This is a genomic window from Serratia sp. 22264 (genome assembly GCF_052045345.1).
In the GTDB taxonomy this organism is placed as follows: domain Bacteria; phylum Pseudomonadota; class Gammaproteobacteria; order Enterobacterales; family Enterobacteriaceae; genus Serratia; species Serratia plymuthica.
In genome coordinates, this window is sequence record NZ_JBQEOY010000006.1 from 191,189 (window position 1) to 208,055 (window position 16,867).

At 59.1% G+C, this 16,867-nt stretch carries 13 protein-coding genes; 2 read left to right on the forward strand and 11 right to left on the reverse strand.

The genetic code is table 11. The features are described 5' to 3' along the window. Positions 1–134: 134 nt before the first annotated feature. Entirely contained in the window at positions 135–1,400 is a 1,266-nt protein-coding gene (gene csiE, locus ACTJJ1_RS19670) for a stationary phase inducible protein CsiE (RefSeq protein WP_440834956.1), read from the forward strand. Here the strand turns inward: csiE and ACTJJ1_RS19675 are convergent. After that, a complete protein-coding gene (locus ACTJJ1_RS19675) occupies positions 1,397–2,548 on the reverse strand; it encodes a 3-phenylpropionate MFS transporter (RefSeq protein WP_004952108.1) in 1,152 nt (383 codons plus the stop codon). The two genes, csiE and ACTJJ1_RS19675, sit on opposite strands and share 4 nt — an antisense overlap. 155 nt (positions 2,549–2,703) lie before the next feature. Next, positions 2,704–3,957, reverse strand: a complete 1,254-nt coding sequence (glyA, locus tag ACTJJ1_RS19680; protein ID WP_004952110.1) for a serine hydroxymethyltransferase — start codon at positions 3,955–3,957, stop codon at positions 2,704–2,706. A 374-nt stretch (positions 3,958–4,331) separates the two neighbouring features. Here glyA and hmpA point away from each other — a divergent pair, with 374 nt between their 5' ends. Then, positions 4,332–5,522 (forward strand): NO-inducible flavohemoprotein, encoded by a 1,191-nt coding sequence (gene hmpA, locus ACTJJ1_RS19685; RefSeq protein ID WP_440834959.1) that lies wholly within the window; start codon positions 4,332–4,334, stop codon positions 5,520–5,522. Between the two features lie 41 nt (positions 5,523–5,563). On the opposite strand, the gene ACTJJ1_RS19690 is transcribed toward hmpA, so the two are convergent. From ACTJJ1_RS19690 to ACTJJ1_RS19730, 9 genes are all read right to left on the reverse strand, one after another. Beyond that, positions 5,564–6,751, reverse strand: coding sequence for a c-type cytochrome (locus tag ACTJJ1_RS19690; RefSeq protein WP_440834961.1), 1,188 nt, complete (start codon positions 6,749–6,751; stop codon positions 5,564–5,566). Beyond that, positions 6,748–8,658, reverse strand: coding sequence for an NAD(P)-binding protein (locus ACTJJ1_RS19695; protein WP_122288985.1), 1,911 nt, complete (start codon positions 8,656–8,658; stop codon positions 6,748–6,750). Before ACTJJ1_RS19695 ends, ACTJJ1_RS19690 begins: the two co-directional genes overlap by 4 nt. 86 nt (positions 8,659–8,744) lie before the next feature. After that, complete coding sequence (gene patD, locus ACTJJ1_RS19700) at positions 8,745–10,169, reverse strand: aminobutyraldehyde dehydrogenase (RefSeq protein ID WP_062791752.1); 1,425 nt, start codon at positions 10,167–10,169, stop codon at positions 8,745–8,747. 35 nt (positions 10,170–10,204) lie between these two features. Then, on the reverse strand, positions 10,205–11,011 hold the full coding sequence (locus ACTJJ1_RS19705) for an ABC transporter permease (RefSeq protein WP_006327351.1): 807 nt from the start codon (positions 11,009–11,011) through the stop codon (positions 10,205–10,207). Continuing rightward, positions 11,001–11,939, reverse strand: coding sequence for an ABC transporter permease (locus tag ACTJJ1_RS19710; protein WP_373282276.1), 939 nt, complete (start codon positions 11,937–11,939; stop codon positions 11,001–11,003). The genes ACTJJ1_RS19705 and ACTJJ1_RS19710 overlap by 11 nt, the downstream gene beginning before the upstream one ends. 7 nt (positions 11,940–11,946) lie before the next feature. Beyond that, complete coding sequence (locus ACTJJ1_RS19715; RefSeq protein WP_004952122.1) at positions 11,947–12,975, reverse strand: ABC transporter ATP-binding protein; 1,029 nt, start codon at positions 12,973–12,975, stop codon at positions 11,947–11,949. A gap of 54 nt (positions 12,976–13,029) precedes the next feature. Further along, positions 13,030–14,184, reverse strand: coding sequence for a putative ABC transporter substrate-binding protein YdcS (gene ydcS / locus ACTJJ1_RS19720; RefSeq protein ID WP_062791754.1), 1,155 nt, complete (start codon positions 14,182–14,184; stop codon positions 13,030–13,032). A 73-nt stretch (positions 14,185–14,257) separates the two neighbouring features. Then, entirely contained in the window at positions 14,258–15,721 is a 1,464-nt protein-coding gene (locus ACTJJ1_RS19725; protein WP_440834966.1) for a gamma-aminobutyraldehyde dehydrogenase, read from the reverse strand. A gap of 115 nt (positions 15,722–15,836) precedes the next feature. After that, positions 15,837–16,760, reverse strand: a complete 924-nt coding sequence (locus ACTJJ1_RS19730) for a LysR substrate-binding domain-containing protein (RefSeq protein WP_004952128.1) — start codon at positions 16,758–16,760, stop codon at positions 15,837–15,839. Between the last annotated feature and the right edge of the window lie 107 nt (positions 16,761–16,867).

The window sequence follows — 16,867 nt, forward strand, 5'->3', positions numbered from 1 at the left end:
CAACCGCCGTTAATCGGCACAATAATTGTGACGAAAGTGGTAAGCCGAAATAAAACCGGGCGCCGCAGCCCCGCCGCCGCATAGCCTTTTGCTATGCTTATTCATAATTTAAACGTTACGCACCAGAAGGTGATATGAGCCTGGACACTGACCCTGTGCCTGAGCTCTCCGGTCAACAACGGCGCTGCCATCTGTTACTGATGCTGTATGCGCCAGTGCCCGCAGTACAACTGGAGACTATCAGCCAAATCAACGGCGTCGACCACCCTACTGCCCGGCAAGATATAGCCGAGGTTGCCAGTGAAATCCAGCGTTTCCACCATCTGGAGCTCGTCGGCAATTCCGACGAAGGCTACCGGCTCAAGGGAAGCGCGCTCAACCAACGCCTCTGCCTGCTCCACTGGTTGCGCAGAGCCCTGCGCTGCAGCCCGGAGTTTGTCGACCAGCATTTTGCCCCCTGGCTGCATCAGGCGTTGGCGGTAAACGCCGATCCGTCGCCGCAGTTGGAAAGTTACATCAGCAGTTGTGAACCGATGCTCAACCGGCCCCTCGATCAGCGCGATCGCCAATTTCTGCAGTATTATCTGTGTTACTGCGCCTGGGAAACCCAACGCCAGCGGCACCCGCTATTCACCGCCACCCAGCGCGCCTGGCTGCATCAGAAACCAGAGCATCAGGCGGCCAGCTTGCTTCATCAATCGCTGAATCAGCTTTTCGCCCTGCAACCCGAGACCAGCGAAATCGATTTTCTGGTGCTGATGTTCACCATGCTGAAAAACCACAGCTACTACAGCAACGACTCGGAGGAAGATCTGCGCTTAATGAGAGCGATTGAAAACATGGTCGAGCGCTTCCAGCAGATTTCCGGCATGACCTTCAGCAGTAAAGAGGATTTGATCAGCCAGCTATTCGCCCATCTGGCGCCTGCGGTCGAGCGCTGTCGTTTTGACATCGGCATTGACAATATGCTGCTCGAGGAAGTGTTACGCATGTACCCGCGCCTGATGCGCACCACCAAGGAAGCGCTGGCACCGCTCGAACAGGAATATGAAATTCGTTTTTCCAGCGAGGAAGCGGGGTTGGTGGCCATCAGTTTCGGCGCCTGGCTGATGCAGGGTAATGCGCTGCAGGAAAAACAGGTGTTGTTATTGACGCTGGACAACCCGCAGTTGGAAGAGGAAGTGGAATATCAGATCCGCGAATTAACGCTGTTGCCATTAAATATCAAGTATCTGCCGCTGCGCGATTACCTGCGCTCCGGCGCGCCGCAGGGTATCACGCTGGTGATCAGCCCTTATGCGGCGGTACACAGTGAACCGCAACCGCCGCTGATTTATACCGAATTGCCGTTAGAACGCCAGCAGCGCAAAGCCATCCGCGCGCTGCTGGAAACGACTTAACGGTTGCCGCTGACCGCAACGGCCGGCGGACGGATAAACAGCGCCGGCAACGCCACCGCCGCCATCACCCAGAATACCCCGCCCTGCAGATGTTCAAACAGGAAGCCGGCAATCACCGTCATAATCGCAATGCCGCCCCCCATCGCCAGCGCCGAGTAAATCGCCTGCAACCGGATCACCTCCGGCCCTTTGCGTGCAGCGATAAAACGCATCGCCGCCAGATGGCAAACGGTAAAGGTGCCGCAATGCAGGATCTGGATCACCAGCAGCCAACCCAGTTCGGTGCTGTAAGCCATCAGGCTCCAGCGCAGCACCCCGCAGCAGGCGGAAAGCAACAGCAGATTGCGCGCATTCCAGCGGCGGAACAGGACATTGCTGCTGGCGAAAATGATGACTTCCGCCACCACGCCCAGCGACCACAGATAACCAATCGTCGAAGCCGAGTAACCGGCTTCCTGCCAGTAGATAGAGCCAAAGCTGTAATAGCCGGCATGCGCACCCTGCAACAACGTGACGCACAACAGGAAACGCCAGACCGGCCCTTCCTTGAGCATTTCGCGCAGTGAGCGGTCTGGCCCGCTTTGGGTACGCGTCTCCCCCTGCGGCATCACGCTCGGTTTCAGCATCATGCCCAGCAGCATCGCCAGCACGCTGGCGATCAGGCTATAGAGAATGGCGTTATGGCCCCAAACCGACACCATTTGCCCAGTCAGCGCAGAACCGATCACGAACGCCAGCGAGCCCCACAGCCTGACTCGACCGTAGTCCATGGTGATTTGTTTTTGCCAGGTGGCGGCCAACGCGTCGGTCAGCGGTACCAACGGCGAGAAGAACAGGTTGAAGCCGGCAATCACCAGCATCAGCCAACCCCAGCCGTTGCCGAAACAAAAACCGACGGCGAAGGCCAACGTCAGCAACGCCAGCAGGCGAAGTGCCGTCACCAGATGGGAAGGATCTTTAACCTGGGGAGCAATCAGCAAACTGCCGAGGAAACGCGCCACCAAACCGGCACCGAGCAACAGACCTATGGTTTCAGGCGCTATGCCTTCGCCTTTCAGCCAAACGCCCCAAAACGGTAAGAAGATGCCATAAGAAAAGAAGTAGGTGAAATAACTGAGAGCAAGCCAACGCGTTGATTGCAGAACCATGATCCCTCCGGTGTGTAGGCGATACTTTGACAGAGCTCACACTCACGAGCAACATTCATCCACGATCAAGGGGATAGAGTGCCAAGCAGTTCACAGTTTGCCGGTAACAGGCATAAAAAAACCCGCCGAAGCGGGTTTTTAAAGAGAAAGCAGAATTATGCGTAGACCGGCAGGCGGGCGCAGATATCCAGCACTTTCTTCTTGGTGCGTTCGATGGTGGCTTCATCGTTGATGTTGTCCAGCACGTCGCAGATCCAACCGGCCAACTCAGTCACTTCAGCGGTTTTGAAGCCGCGACGGGTCACAGCCGGCGTACCGATACGAATGCCAGAGGTAACGAACGGGCTCTTAGGATCGTTTGGCACGCTGTTTTTGTTCACGGTGATGTTGGCGCGGCCCAGGGCGGCGTCAGCTTCTTTACCGGTCAGGTTTTTGTCAACCAGGTCCAGCAGGAACAGGTGGTTATGAGTACCGCCGGAAACCACTTTGTAGCCGCGCTCCAGGAACACCTTCACCATCGCTTTGGCGTTATCGGCAACTTGCTGCTGGTAAACCTTGAATTCAGGCTCCATCGCTTCTTTCAGCGCCACCGCTTTACCGGCGATCACGTGCATCAGCGGGCCGCCCTGGCCGCCAGGGAATACGGCGGAGTTCAGCTTCTTGTACAGATCTTCATCACCGCCCTTCGCCAGGATCAGGCCGCCACGCGGGCCCGCCAGGGTTTTGTGGGTGGTGGTGGTAACGATGTGCGCGTGCGGAACCGGGTTCGGATAAACGCCGGCGGCGATCAGGCCCGCAACGTGCGCCATATCAACGAACAGGTAAGCGCCGATGCTGTCGGCGATTTCACGCATTTTTGCCCAGTCAACCAGACCGGAGAAGGCCGAGAAGCCGCCGATGATCATTTTTGGTTTGTGGGTCTGCGCTTGCTTGGCCAGATCGTCGTAGTCGATTTCGCCTTTGTCGTTGATGCCGTAAGGCACCACGTTGTACAGCTTGCCGGACAGGTTGACCGGCGAACCGTGGGTCAGGTGGCCACCGTGCGCCAGGTTCATGCCCAGAATGGTGTCGCCCGGCTGCAGCAGCGCGGTGTAGACGGCGAAGTTAGCCTGGGAGCCGGAGTGCGGCTGAACGTTGGCATAATCTGCGCCAAACAGCTCTTTAGCACGATCGATGGCCAGTTGCTCAACGATATCCACATATTCGCAGCCGCCGTAATAACGCTTGCCCGGATAGCCTTCAGCGTATTTGTTGGTCAACTGGGAACCCTGAGCCTGCATTACGCGCGGGCTGGTGTAGTTCTCAGACGCAATCAGTTCAATGTGCTCTTCCTGACGCACGACTTCTTGCTCCATTGCACGCCACAGTTCGGCATCGTAATCAGCAATGTTCATTTCACGCTTTAACATCCGGCATCTCCTGACTTAAATCGGCTAACTAAAAAATCACCAAATAACTACCCGGTTGGGTTCTGGGCAACAGTGTAAACTGTTTTCCCCTACCGAGGATAGGTCTTGACAGAGGTTTTTACGCAAACGATTGGCATAAGGCGCTGCAAGGCTTTGATCCTATATATCACGCCATCCGGCAACGGACTTTTACTCATGCTGAGGATGCGGTTTTTTCATGTTCTGTGAGCGAGATCGACGCTTAACAACGCCGCAACAAAAATAAGGGTATTTACAGCCCCGGCTGAAATCGCTAGTATTTGCGCAAACATAAAGATGCATTTAATATGCAACTTTTTAAATATACCAATAATTGAAGCCAAAGGAGCGCAACCATGCTGGATAGCCAAACCATCGCCACCGTAAAATCCACAATCCCCTTGCTGGCCGTGACCGGGCCTAAACTGACCGCCCATTTCTACGATCGCATGTTCGAACACAATCCTGAGTTGAAAGATGTTTTCAACATGAATAACCAGCGCAACGGCGATCAACGCCAGGCGTTGTTCGATGCGATCTGCGCCTATGCCGCCAATATCGAAAATCTGGCGGCGTTGCTGCCGGCGGTAGAGCGTATTGCCCAAAAGCACGCCAGCCTGAATATCCAGCCGGAGCAGTATCAAATCGTCGGCGGCCACCTGCTGGCGACGCTGGACGAAATGTTCAGCCCAGGCCAGGAAGTACTGGATGCCTGGGGCAAGGCCTACGGCGTATTGGCGAACGTATTCATCCAGCGTGAAGGCCAGATTTATCAGGAAAGTGAAAACGCGAATGGCGGCTGGCGCGAACGGCGCGCTTTCCGCATTGTCAAAAAGCAGCCGCAAAGCGACGTGATTTGCAGCTTCGTGCTGGCGCCGGTGGACGGTGGCCGCGTGATTGACTTCAAGCCGGGGCAATATCTGGCGGTCTATATCAATCACGACAGCATGGAAAATCAGGAAATCCGCCAATACTCACTGACCACCGCGCCTAACGGCGAATACTACCGCATCGCGGTGAAGCGTGAAGATCAAGGTAAGGTTTCGAACTTCCTGCATCAGCAGGCCAAAGAGGGCGACGTGATTTACCTTGCTCCGCCGCACGGGGATTTCTTCCTTGACGTGCAGCCAACCACTCCGGTAGCCCTGATCTCCGCCGGCGTAGGCCAAACGCCCATGCTCGGTATGCTCAATGCCCTGCACGACAGCCAACATCAGGCGAACGTGCGCTGGTTGCACGCAGCGGAAAACGGCAGCGTTCACGCCTTCGCAGATGAAGTGGCTGATATCGCCGGCCGCATGCCAAACCTGAGCAGTCACGTCTGGTACCGCGAGCCGGGCACCGACGACGTGGAAGGCCGCGATTATCAGAGCCGCGGGTTGATGGACCTCAGCGCACTGCGCGAAACGCTCGACGATCCACAGATGCATTACTACTTCTGCGGTCCGGTGCCGTTTATGCAGCATGTCGGCAAACAACTGCTGGAAATGGGCGTGAGCGCCGAACGCATCCATTACGAATGCTTCGGCCCGCATAAAGTACTGTAATCAAAAGGGGCGCGGTCTATGAACAGCACCGCGCCCCACCGTTATTTCTCCGCCAGCTTACGCGCTTCCTGCACCTGCTGCGCCGTTACCGCCCCAGCCTGATTGCCCCAACTTCCGCGTAAGTAACTCATCAGATCGGCCGCCTGCCGGTCATTCAATGCCCAGCCGTAACCTGGCATGGCGATCGCGGTAGCCTGTTGAGTGATCGGCGTTTGCGCCCCTTCCAGCAAGACTCGCAGCGCCGTCAGCGGATTGTCCGCCGTCACCGTCGCGTTGCCTGCCAATGCCGGAATGGTGTTGTCGCTGCCCTCGCCTTTATTGCCGTGGCAGGTTGAACAGTACATTGCATAGGTGCGCTGCCCGGCCTGTTGACTGCCGGCCACCGGGGCAACGGCTTTCTCTGCCGGAGGTTTTTCCGCCGCCAGGCTGTGCAGATAAGTGGCAATGGCGTTCAGGTCGCCATCGGTAAGATACTGCGTACTGTGGGTGACCACCTCGCTCATCGGCCCGGCCACCGCAGCATGTCGGCTGCGGCCGGTTTTCAACAGTGCCGCCACCTCTTCCTGCGGCATACCGCGCAGGTTAGACGCGAACCAACCGTCCAGCTCGGCCCCGCTCAGGAAGGCCGGTTCCCTGCTGTCCAGCCCTTCTTCCTGCATTGCCCAGCCGCGCGGCGTATGGCAACTGCCGCAGTGGCCTGCGCCCTGCACCAGATAAGCACCGCGGTTCCACTCGGCGCTCTGCCCGCTGTCCGGCCGATATTGGGCATCGTCATGGAACAGCTGATTCCAAACCGCCAGCGGCCAACGCATCGACAACGGCCAACTGATATCGCTGGCGCGGTTGGCGGCGTTCTGCGCCGGCACTTCCTGCATCAGATAATCGTACAGCGCGCGCATATCCGCCGCATTCATCTTGGCGTAAGAGGTATAGGGCATCGCCGGATACAGGCGATGGCCATCTTTGGCGATGCCCTGGCGCATGGCGCGGTCAAACTCGTCAAAAGAATAGGCGCCGATGCCGTGCTGCTTATCCGGCGTGATATTGGTGGCGTAAATAGCGCCCAGCGGCGTCGGGAACTTCATGCCGCCGGCCAGCAAGGCACCGCCCGGCGCGGTATGGCAGGCGGTGCAGTCACCGGCCTTGGCCACGTATTCCCCGGCCGACATCGCCTGAGCCGAACCGCCCGCCGCCAGCAAGGTCAGCAGATACCATGAACGTAGACTCATGCTCCCTCCTTGACGGCCGCCTGGCCGAAGGCCAGTTCATTGACCGCGCGCCATGCCTGATCGATTGCCGAGTTGGCGTACGGGCTCCAGTCCGAATCCGAGTTGGCTATGACAATCTTGCCTATCGGCTTACGCGCCGTCTCAATGATTTTTTTCGCCTCCTCTTCATCATCAAACAGCCCATTGAGGAAGTAGGAATAGCCGTGCGACCAGCGGTTAACGGTGATCGCCTGAATATCGCGCTGATGGTCGAAACCGGCGGAACCCAGCATGCCCTGCAACTGTTCGCGGATCATCTGCTCATGCACCTCAAACGGTGTGCCCAGCAGCAAGGCGCGGCCTTTGCGCGACTGTTCGCGGGGGCTCAGCCCGCTGCCCGCCAGCGTCGGCACATACACCATATGCAGGCCAATCGGCTGATTCGGGTCGCGAGGATGTTCATAACCGCCCATGCTTACCGGATAATCCAGCTTCACGCGGCAATAAGGCGCGGTCGGCGAATACACTTCATGCACACCCAGCTTGATAAACGGCTGCCAGTTGCGGATCACCACTTTGCTGTACACCAGCGGTGATTTCACATTCTGCTTCAGCGCCTCTTGCTGCTCATGCGACATTTCCGGCACCAGATACGGGATCATCATGTTGTAACCGGCCATCACCACCTGCCCGGCGCGCACCTTGGTCATTTTCTCGCCGGTCATATAGGTCACTTCAACCTTGTCGCCGACGTTCGCCGCGTGCAAGCCGGTACTGTTCAGGCGCAGTTTTACAGGCGATTCCGGCCGATCGAGCCGGCTGTAGTCGAACTTCGCCAGCACGATGTCGTTCATATCCTTGCCGCCCGGCGCCACCGCCGGGATCAGATGACGCACCATCAGGCGCGCCAGCGTGGCGTTGCCATCCGGGAAGTGGAACACGTAAGGATCGTCGAGATCCGCCTGCGACTCCTCATCCAGCGGCGGCAAATTCATGCCGTTCAGGCCGGGCAGATCGCAGATGCGCGCATCGCTGCACGAAGTGGCGTCGATACCCACCGCCTGGAAATCGCTGGTGGTCTGCTGGAAATAACGGATAGCCATTTCGCTCAGACCGACCTTTTCACGCAGGAACTGGGTATAACTGTGCTTGTCGAGCCATTCGCTCTTTTGTTCCTGAGTCAGGTCCGGCAGATAATCCTTGTCCACCGTGTGCAGCGCGATCAGCGCCTGTCGGTCACTTTCCGGCAGCGGGAAATCGCCGATAAAGGCTTCGTAGGAGCGGCCATTAAGCCGATCACGCGGAATATCATCCGCCACCATACGCCCCGGATCGCCATTCACCACTTTGTCGACGCCGAAGTTTTTACGATCGAAATAGACGCCGCGGCTCAGGTTCAGATCCGGGTAGAAAGTTTTATCGAACGCCTTTTCCAGGTTGTCGATGCTGACGCCGAGTTTTTGCAGCAGCCCCATCGCCACCGGGCTGAAGTTCGAGCGTGGTGATTGCAGCGACTCACTGCCGCCATAGCCGAGAATAGTGCCGTTTTCGCTGCTGAATTCATTACGCTTGGCGTGGCCGCCAAAGTCATCGTGGTTGTCGATCAGCAAAATACGCTGCTGTGTGCCCTTCATCTGCTGCCAGAAGCAGGCGGCGGCCAGCCCGCTGATGCCCGCACCGACCACGATCAGGTCAAACTCTTCCGTAGCGGGTACGCTGCCGAAATCGAATGCCTTACCGTCGCGCCCCAGTTGGTGCGCGTGCTCGAACGAGCCCGGATGGTTACCGCGCAGCCCGGTCAGCGCTGGCGGATAATACAGGGTTTGATTGGCGGTTTGCGGGGACGCGCGCAGAATTTGCAGCGGCGTCAGCCCGGCGGCGATGGTGATCGCCACCCCGTTGAGAAAATCGCGTCGGGTGATTCCCATATTAGCTTCCTTTCAATTCTTATTATCAATCAGACCGGTCAACACCGGCCTGAAGGTGCGCTATTGTGCGGGTAAACACAGTAAAATCAATGTTTAAACATCACATGCCGGATCGCGGTGTAGTCCTCCAACCCGTACATCGACATATCTTTGCCGTAGCCCGACAGCTTCTGGCCGCCGTGCGGCATTTCGCTCACCAGCATGAAATGGGTATTCACCCAGGTGCAGCCGTATTGCAGGCGGGCGCTCAACCGATGCGCACGGCCCACGTCACGGGTCCACAACGACGATGCCAGCCCGTAGTTGGACTCATTGGCCCAGGCCAGCACCTGCGCCTCATCGTCAAACTCGGTGATAGTGACTACCGGGCCGAACACCTCCCGCTGCACGATTTCATCGTCCTGCCGCGTACCGGCCAGCAGCGTCGGCTGGAAATAGTAGCCGGGGCCGCTAACTCGCTCACCGCCGGTCACCACCTGCACATGCGGCAACGCCTTCGCCCGCTCGACAAATCCCGCCACCCGCTCCAGATGCTGGGCGGTGATTAGCGGGCCAAGCTCGCTGCTTTCGTCCTCCGGCGGCCCTATTTTCAGGCTGGCGACCGCCTCGCCCAGCCGCTTCACCAGTTCGGGGTAAATGCCTTTCTGGGCATAAATGCGGCAGGCGGCGGTGCAGTCCTGGCCGGCGTTGTAAAAACCAAAACTGCGGATGCCTTCTACCACCTGTTGCAGGTCGGCATCATCAAACACCAGCACCGGCGCCTTGCCCCCCAGCTCCATATGGGTGCGCTTAATGCCCGGCGCGGTATGCGCGATAATGTGTTCCCCGGTAGCAATCGAACCGGTGAGCGACACCATTCGTACCTTGTCATGGCCGGTCAGCCGATCGCCGACCCCGGCCCCCTGGCCGAACAGCACGTTAAGCACGCCCGGCGGGAACAGCCCGGCGGCCAGTTCGGCCAGCTTAAAGGTGGTCAGCGGGGTCTGTTCCGACGGTTTAATCACCACGCAATTGCCCGCCGCCAGCGCCGGGGCCAACTTCCACGCCGCCATCATCAGCGGGTAGTTCCAGGGTGCAATCGAGGCCACCACGCCCAGGGGATCGCGGCGGATCATCGAGGTATGCCCGGCCAGATACTCGCCGGCCGCCAGCCCACTCAGGCAGCGGCTGGCACCGGCGAAGAAGCGGAATACGTCGGCCACTGCCGGCAGTTCGTCGTTCAGCACGCAGTGATAAGGTTTGCCGCAGTTGAGCGATTCCAGCCGGGCAAAGGTTTCCGCGTGGCTATCGATCAGATTCGCCAGCTTCAGCAGGCAGTCGGCACGCTCTTTCGGCGTGGTCTGCCCCCATTCGGCAAAGGCGGCGTCGGCCGCCAGCACCGCCTGATCCACCTGCTCCAGGCTGGCTTGCGCTACCTGCAAGATCACCTCTCCGGTCGCCGGGTTATACACCGGCAGCGACGTCCCCTGGCCGGTAACCAGTTGACCGTTAATCAGCAGTTGGCTTTGCATAGGGTTATCCTTTTGTAAGATGTCTGGTTAGGAAATTATTTGCCGCTGCCGGCGACGCTTTCGCCGCCTTTAGTCAGGTAATAGGCGCCCAAAATCGGGATCATGGTCAGCAACATCACCGATAACGCCACCACGTTGGTGATCGGCACGTCGCGCGGTCGGCCGAGCTGGTTTAGCAACCACAGCGGCAACGTGCGCTCATGTCCGGCGGTGAAGGTGGTGACAATGATTTCGTCAAACGACAGCGCGAACGCCAGCATGCCGCCGGCCAGCAGCGCCGACCCCAGGTTGGGTAAAATCACGTAACGGAAGGTTTGCCAACCGTCGGCGCCCAAATCCATGGACGCCTCGATCAGGCTGTAAGAGGTGCGGCGGAAACGGGCAATCACGTTATTGAACACGATCACCACGCAGAAGGTGGCATGACCGATGACGATGGTCAGCACCCCCGGCTCGATATTCAGCGCCTTGAACGCCGCCAGCAGCGCCAGACCGGTGACGATGCCCGGCAGCGCGATCGGCAACAGCAGCAGCAGCGAAATGCTGTCCTTGCCGAAGAAATCACGCCGATACAGCGCCGCTGCCGCCAGGGTGCCCAGCACCAGCGCCACGGCGGTCGCCAGCGCGGCTATTTGCGCCGAAAGCAGCATCGCATCGAGGATATCCTGCCTGCCGGCGGCCACGCTGAACCAATGCAGCGTAAACCCCTTTGGCGGGAAGCTGAACGCAGCATCCTCGGTGTTGAAGGCATAGATGGCGATAATCGCCAGCGGGAAATGCAGGAAGATCAAACCGCCCCAGGCGGCCAACTTCAGCCCTAACGGCGCGCGTTCAGAGTGCATCGAAGGCCCCCAGACGTTTCACAATGGAAAGATAAATCGCGATCAGTACGATCGGCACCAGGGTAAAGGCCGCCGCCATCGGCATATTCCCGATCGCCCCCTGTTGGGCGTACACCATGCTGCCGATAAAGTAACCCGGCGGCCCCACCAACTGCGGCACGATGAAGTCCCCCAGCGTCAGCGAGAAAGTGAATATCGACCCGGCAGCAATGCCCGGCACCGCCAGCGGCAGGATCACGTAACGGAAAGTCTGCGCCGGGCGCGCGCCCAGATCCGCCGAGGCGTGCAACAGCGAAGGCGGCAAACGCTCCAGCGCAGCCTGGATCGGCAAAATCATGAACGGCAGCCAGATATACACGAACACCAGAAAACGCCCCAGCCCGGAGGTCGACAGAGTGTTGCCCCCTACGCCCGGCACGCTCAGGATTGCCGCCAGTACCGGTTCCAACCCGAGGTGTTGCAGGAACCACTGGGCTACGCCGTCTTTAGCCAACAGCAGCGTCCAGGCATAGGCCTTGACGATATAACTGGCCCACATCGGCATCATCACCGCAATGTAGAAGAACGCTTTGACGCGGCCGCTGGTGTAGCGCGCCATATAATAGGCAATCGGGAACGCCAGCACCGCGCTGGCCAGCGACACCAGCACCGCCATCGTCAGGGTGCGCAGGATGATGTCGTAGTTGGCCGGGTTGAACAGCGCCCGCAGGTTGTCGAAGGTCAGATCCGGCGTCACCGTCATGGTGAAGTCGTCGAAGGTGTAGAACCCTTGCCACAGCAGCGTCAACAGCGAACCGAGATACACCGCGCCAAACCACAGCAGCGGCGGCACCAACAGCAGCAACAGATACAGCGTCGGGCGGCGATAGAACCAGGTCGACAGAGCGCGCAGAGTACCGCGGCGCGGCGCGGGAAAGTCGATGCTCATATCCATCTCACCTCTCCTCCAGCAGCGGCACCATCGCCTCACGCGACCAGCAGGCGGTGACCGGCTGCCCGATCAAACGCTGCTGCCCGCCGGCATGCCACTGGGGATTTGCCTGGCTGACCAGCAGTTTTTCGCCGCTGCTCAGCGCGATTTCATAACGCGTTGCCGCGCCCTGATAATGGATCTCCTGCAACCTGCCCTGCACCTGGATTTCATCCGGTGCCGCACCGGCCTGATCCGCCAGGCGGATATGCTCCGGGCGAATCGAGAAGGTGGCGGTCTGGCCAAGCAACCGCTGCGCCAGTTCGCTGCGCACCACGTTGGAGGTGCCGACAAACTCGGCGACGAACGGTGTCCTCGGCCGCATATACAGCTCACGCGGCGCATCGACCTGCTCGATTCGGCCATTGTTGAACACCGCCACGCGATCGGACATCGACAGCGCTTCGCTCTGATCGTGGGTAACGAAAATAAAGGTGATGCCCAACTGGCGCTGCAACTTTTTCAGTTCGCCCTGCATCTGTTCACGCAGTTTGAGATCCAGCGCGCCGAGCGGTTCATCCAGCAACAGCACCCGTGGCCGGTTGACCAGGGCTCGGGCCAACGCAACGCGCTGCCGCTGGCCACCCGAAAGGTGCGCCGGTTTGCGTTCGGCCACAAACCCCAACGCCACGCTGTCCAGCGCCTCCTGCGCACGCGCCAGCCGTTCGCGTTTGGCGACGCCTTTGACCATCAACCCGTAAGCGACGTTTTCCAGCACCGACATGTGCGGGAACAGCGCGTAATCCTGGAACACGGTATTCACGTCACGCTGATAGGGCGGCAGGTTGGCGGCTTCTTGCCCGTGTATGCGGATCGAGCCGGCGCTCAGTTGCTCAAAACCGGCGATCAGCCGCAGGCAGGTGGTTTTCCCCGAGCCGGAAGGCCCGAGCATGGAGAAAAATTCTCCGTCCTGGATCTCGATAGACACCCGGTCTACGGCGCGAACATCGCCGAAGGTCCGCGAAACATCGATAAATTGCACGGCAATGGTCATGATGTACGCTCCACACTGATGCTGTTTGGGCGCAGCGAGCTGCGCCCCCGTTCGTTAGCGGCCACCCATGATGGCGATATAGTCCTGCGTCCAGCGGCTGTACGGCACGAACTTGCCGCCCTGCGCCTGCGGCGTTTTCCAGAAGGCGATCTTGTCGAACTGATTAAAACCGTTGGTTTCACAGCCCTTCTCGCCCAGCAGCGCGCTGGCCTTGCAGCCCGCCGGGGAGGCCGGCACTGAACCGAACCAGGCGGCCACGTCGCCCTGCACCTTCGGCTCCAGCGACCAGTTCATCCACTGATAGGCGCAATTCGGGTGTTTGGCGTCGGCATGCAGCATGGTGGTATCCGCCCAGCCGGTAACCCCTTCTTTAGGGAAGACCGTGGCGATCGGCTGGCCCTCGCCTTTCAGGGCGTTGGCCTGATACGGCCAGGCGCTGGAAGCGACCACGCCTTCATTTTTGAAATCGCTCATCTGTACCGAAGTATCGTGCCAATAGCGGTGGATCAACGCGTGTTGAGTACGCAACAGCTTCAACGCCGCCTGATACTGCTCTTCATTAAGCTGATACGGATCGCTGATGCCAAGTTGCGGCTGAGTGGCCTTCAGGAACAGCGCCGCATCGGCGATATAAATCGGCCCGTCGTAAGCTTGCACCCGGCCCTGATTGGTTTTGCCGTCCGGCAGGTTCTGTTGCTGGAACACCACGCCCCAGCTGTCCGGCGGTGTCGGGAAGGTTTTGGTGTTGTACATCAGCAGGTTTGGCCCCCACTGATACGGCGTGCCGTAAGTTTTGCCGTCCACGGTGTACCAGGCGCCGTTCAGCAGGCGCGGGTCGATGCTTTTCCAGTTGGGGATCAGCGCGGTATTGATCGGTTGTACCCGCTTGCCGAGGATCAATCGCAGTGAGGCGTCGCCGGACGCGGTGACCAGATCGTAACCGCCCTTGGCCATCAGGCTGACCATTTCGTCGGAGGTTGCGGCGGTTTTCACATTCACCGCGCAGCTGGTTTGTTTCTCAAACTGGGTGACCCAGTCATAGTTTTTGTCGGACTGGCCGCGCTCGATGTAACCGGGCCAGGCGATGATATCCAGCCGTCCTTCGCCTTTACCGAGCGCCTGCGGCAACTCGGCCGCCTGGGCCAAGCCGCAAAGCACGGTGATACAGAGTGCGGAGAGCGTGGTGGTGACTGCGGTAGTTTTTCCCATCGTAATTACCCCTGTGTTGCGTATCTGTGTGCGGCAGGGAACGGCTGCCGCGGTTTTTTGCTTTATGAAACCGCTAGAAGCTGGCTTTGAATTTCGCCATTACGTGTCTTACAACGCTGTAATCCTGCAGCGAATCGCTGGAAAGATCCTTACCGTAGCCGGAACGCTTCAGGCCGCCGTGTGGCATCTCGCTCGCCAGGGTGAAATGGGTGTTGATCCAGGTGCTGCCGTATTGCAGATGGGCTGCGATATGCAACGCCTTGTCGATATTCTGCGTCCATACCGATGAGGCCAGCCCGTATTCGGAATCGTTGGCCCAGTTGACCGCCTGCTCCAGATGGTCAAAGCGGGTTACGCTCACGACCGGGCCAAACACTTCGCGCTGAACGATCTCATCGCTTTGCAGGCAACCGGCCAGCAGCGTTGGCTGGTAGTAAAACCCCGGGCCGGAGTGCGCGGCGGCACCGGTGATCAATTCGATATGCGGCTGGCTAAGCGCCCGCTCGACAAAACTGGCGACGCGATCGCGCTGACGGCTGCTGATCAGCGGGCCTATTTCGTTGTCTTCATCGCGCTTGCGGGCAAAGCGCAGGCTGGCGACGGCCTCACCCAACGCGTCCACCAGCTTCGGGTAAATCCCCGCCTGCGCGTAGATACGACAGGCGGCGGTGCAATCCTGGCCGGCGTTGTAATAGCCGTAGGTGCGGATGCTGCTGACCACCTCGTCGAGATCGGCATCGTCACAGACAATCACCGGCGCTTTACCGCCCAGTTCCAGATGCGTGCGTTTGACGCTTTTCACCGCCGCCTGCAGAATTTTTTGCCCGGTCACGATGTCGCCGGTCACCGATACCAGCCGAACCTGCGGGTGGCCGACCAAATGGCTGCCGACGCCCTCCCCGCCGCCGTACAGAACGTTCAGCACCCCCGGCGGCAGGATCTCCTGCAATGCAGGCACCAGCGCCAAAATGCTCAACGGGGTATGTTCGGAAGGTTTGAATACCACGGTGTTGCCCGCTGCCAGCGCCGGGGCGATTTTCCATGCCGCCATCATCAGCGGATAATTCCACGGCGCAATCGAGGCCACCACGCCGATCGGATCGCGGCGGATCATTGAGGTGTGCCCTTCGATATATTCGCCGGCTAGCTGCCCCTGCTGGGTACGTACTGCGCCGGCAAAAAAGCGGAAAACGTCGATGGCTGCCGGGAGATCGTCACTGCGTGCCTGGTGCAGCGGCTTGCCGCAGTTAAGCGCTTCCAACCCTGCCAAATACTCGGCCTGCCGCTCGATGGCGTCGGCGATGCGTAACAAAATAGAAGCTCGGTAAGCCGGGGTGGTACGCGACCATTGACCAAAAGCCTGTTGTGCAGCCTTGACCGCGCTGCCGACCTGCGCCGATGAAGCCTCGGTAATCGAAACCAGCGTTTCGCCATTGGCGGGATTAACGATGCACTCTTGCTGGCCTTCGCCTTCGACCGACTCACCGTTAATAAATTGCTGACAGGTCAAGCCTGTAAGGAAATGCACATCTGTCATTGCCTGCTGCCCCTGAGTGACGAAAACGTTAACAAAATGTGAATAAGTTAGTTTTAATCAGACTATGCGAGCATCAGGCAGCCAACAAATTCTAAATACTGAAGGCCGCGTTCGATTAAATCGAATGCTTCAGGCCGGCGGCATGCATATTGCCATTCTCACGCGCGATGGTAAGAAACGGCGTGACCAGTTCCGGCCGCGCGCTGCCCCGCCGCCACGCCAGGCCGATATCCAGCGGCTCCAGCAGATCCGCCAGCTTGCGCGCCTCAATCATATTGCCTTCCAGCGACCAGGCGCGATACGCCATGTCCGGCTGGATGGAAACCCCCATCCCCGCCGCCACCAGGCTGCGCACCGCTTCGGTCGAGGCGGTTTTCATGGCGATCTCCGGCTTCAGCCCGGCGCGCGCCCAGATGCGCCGCGCATGCACGTCCATTTCGTCGGCGTTAAGCTGGATCAGCGGTTGCTTTGCCACGTCTGCCAGGCTGATGCTTTCGTGCTCCAGCAACGGATGCAGCGGTGGCAACCACAGGCGATACGGTGAATGCATCAGCACTTCGGTTTGCAGCGCATCGCGGTCTTCGATATTCGACAAGATCAGCACACCGATATCGATCTCCCCACTCACCAGCAGGTGCTCAATATAGGGACGTTCATCTTCTATCACCTGAATGGTGACGTTGGGATAGGCCGATTTAAACCGCTTCAGCAGTTCCACCAAAAAGTAGCCCGCCACCAGGCTGGTGACGCCAATGGTCAGTTTGCCGGTCAGGCTTTCGGTGCCGAGTTGCAGGCTGCGCTTGGCGTTATCCACCGTGGCGAGGATCAGGTAAGACTGGCGCAGGAACTGATGGCCCTGATGCGTCAGGTTCATGCCCTTGGCGTGGCGATCAAACAGCCGCACGCCAATGTCGGTTTCCAATTGCTGGATGGCCAGCGTCAGCGAAGACTGTGAAACGAACACCGCTTGGGCGGCGGCGGAGATCGAACCGGTTTCCGCCACGGCGATAAAGTGGCGGATTTGGCGCAGCGTCATCATCCCCATCACCTTTCAAGCCGTTGCGTTGTTGTCTGCATACGCTTACAACCACTTACGTGAGAAAGATCCTGGGGAGGCGCGCCCTTGCCGCCTGGCCGCAACTTGAC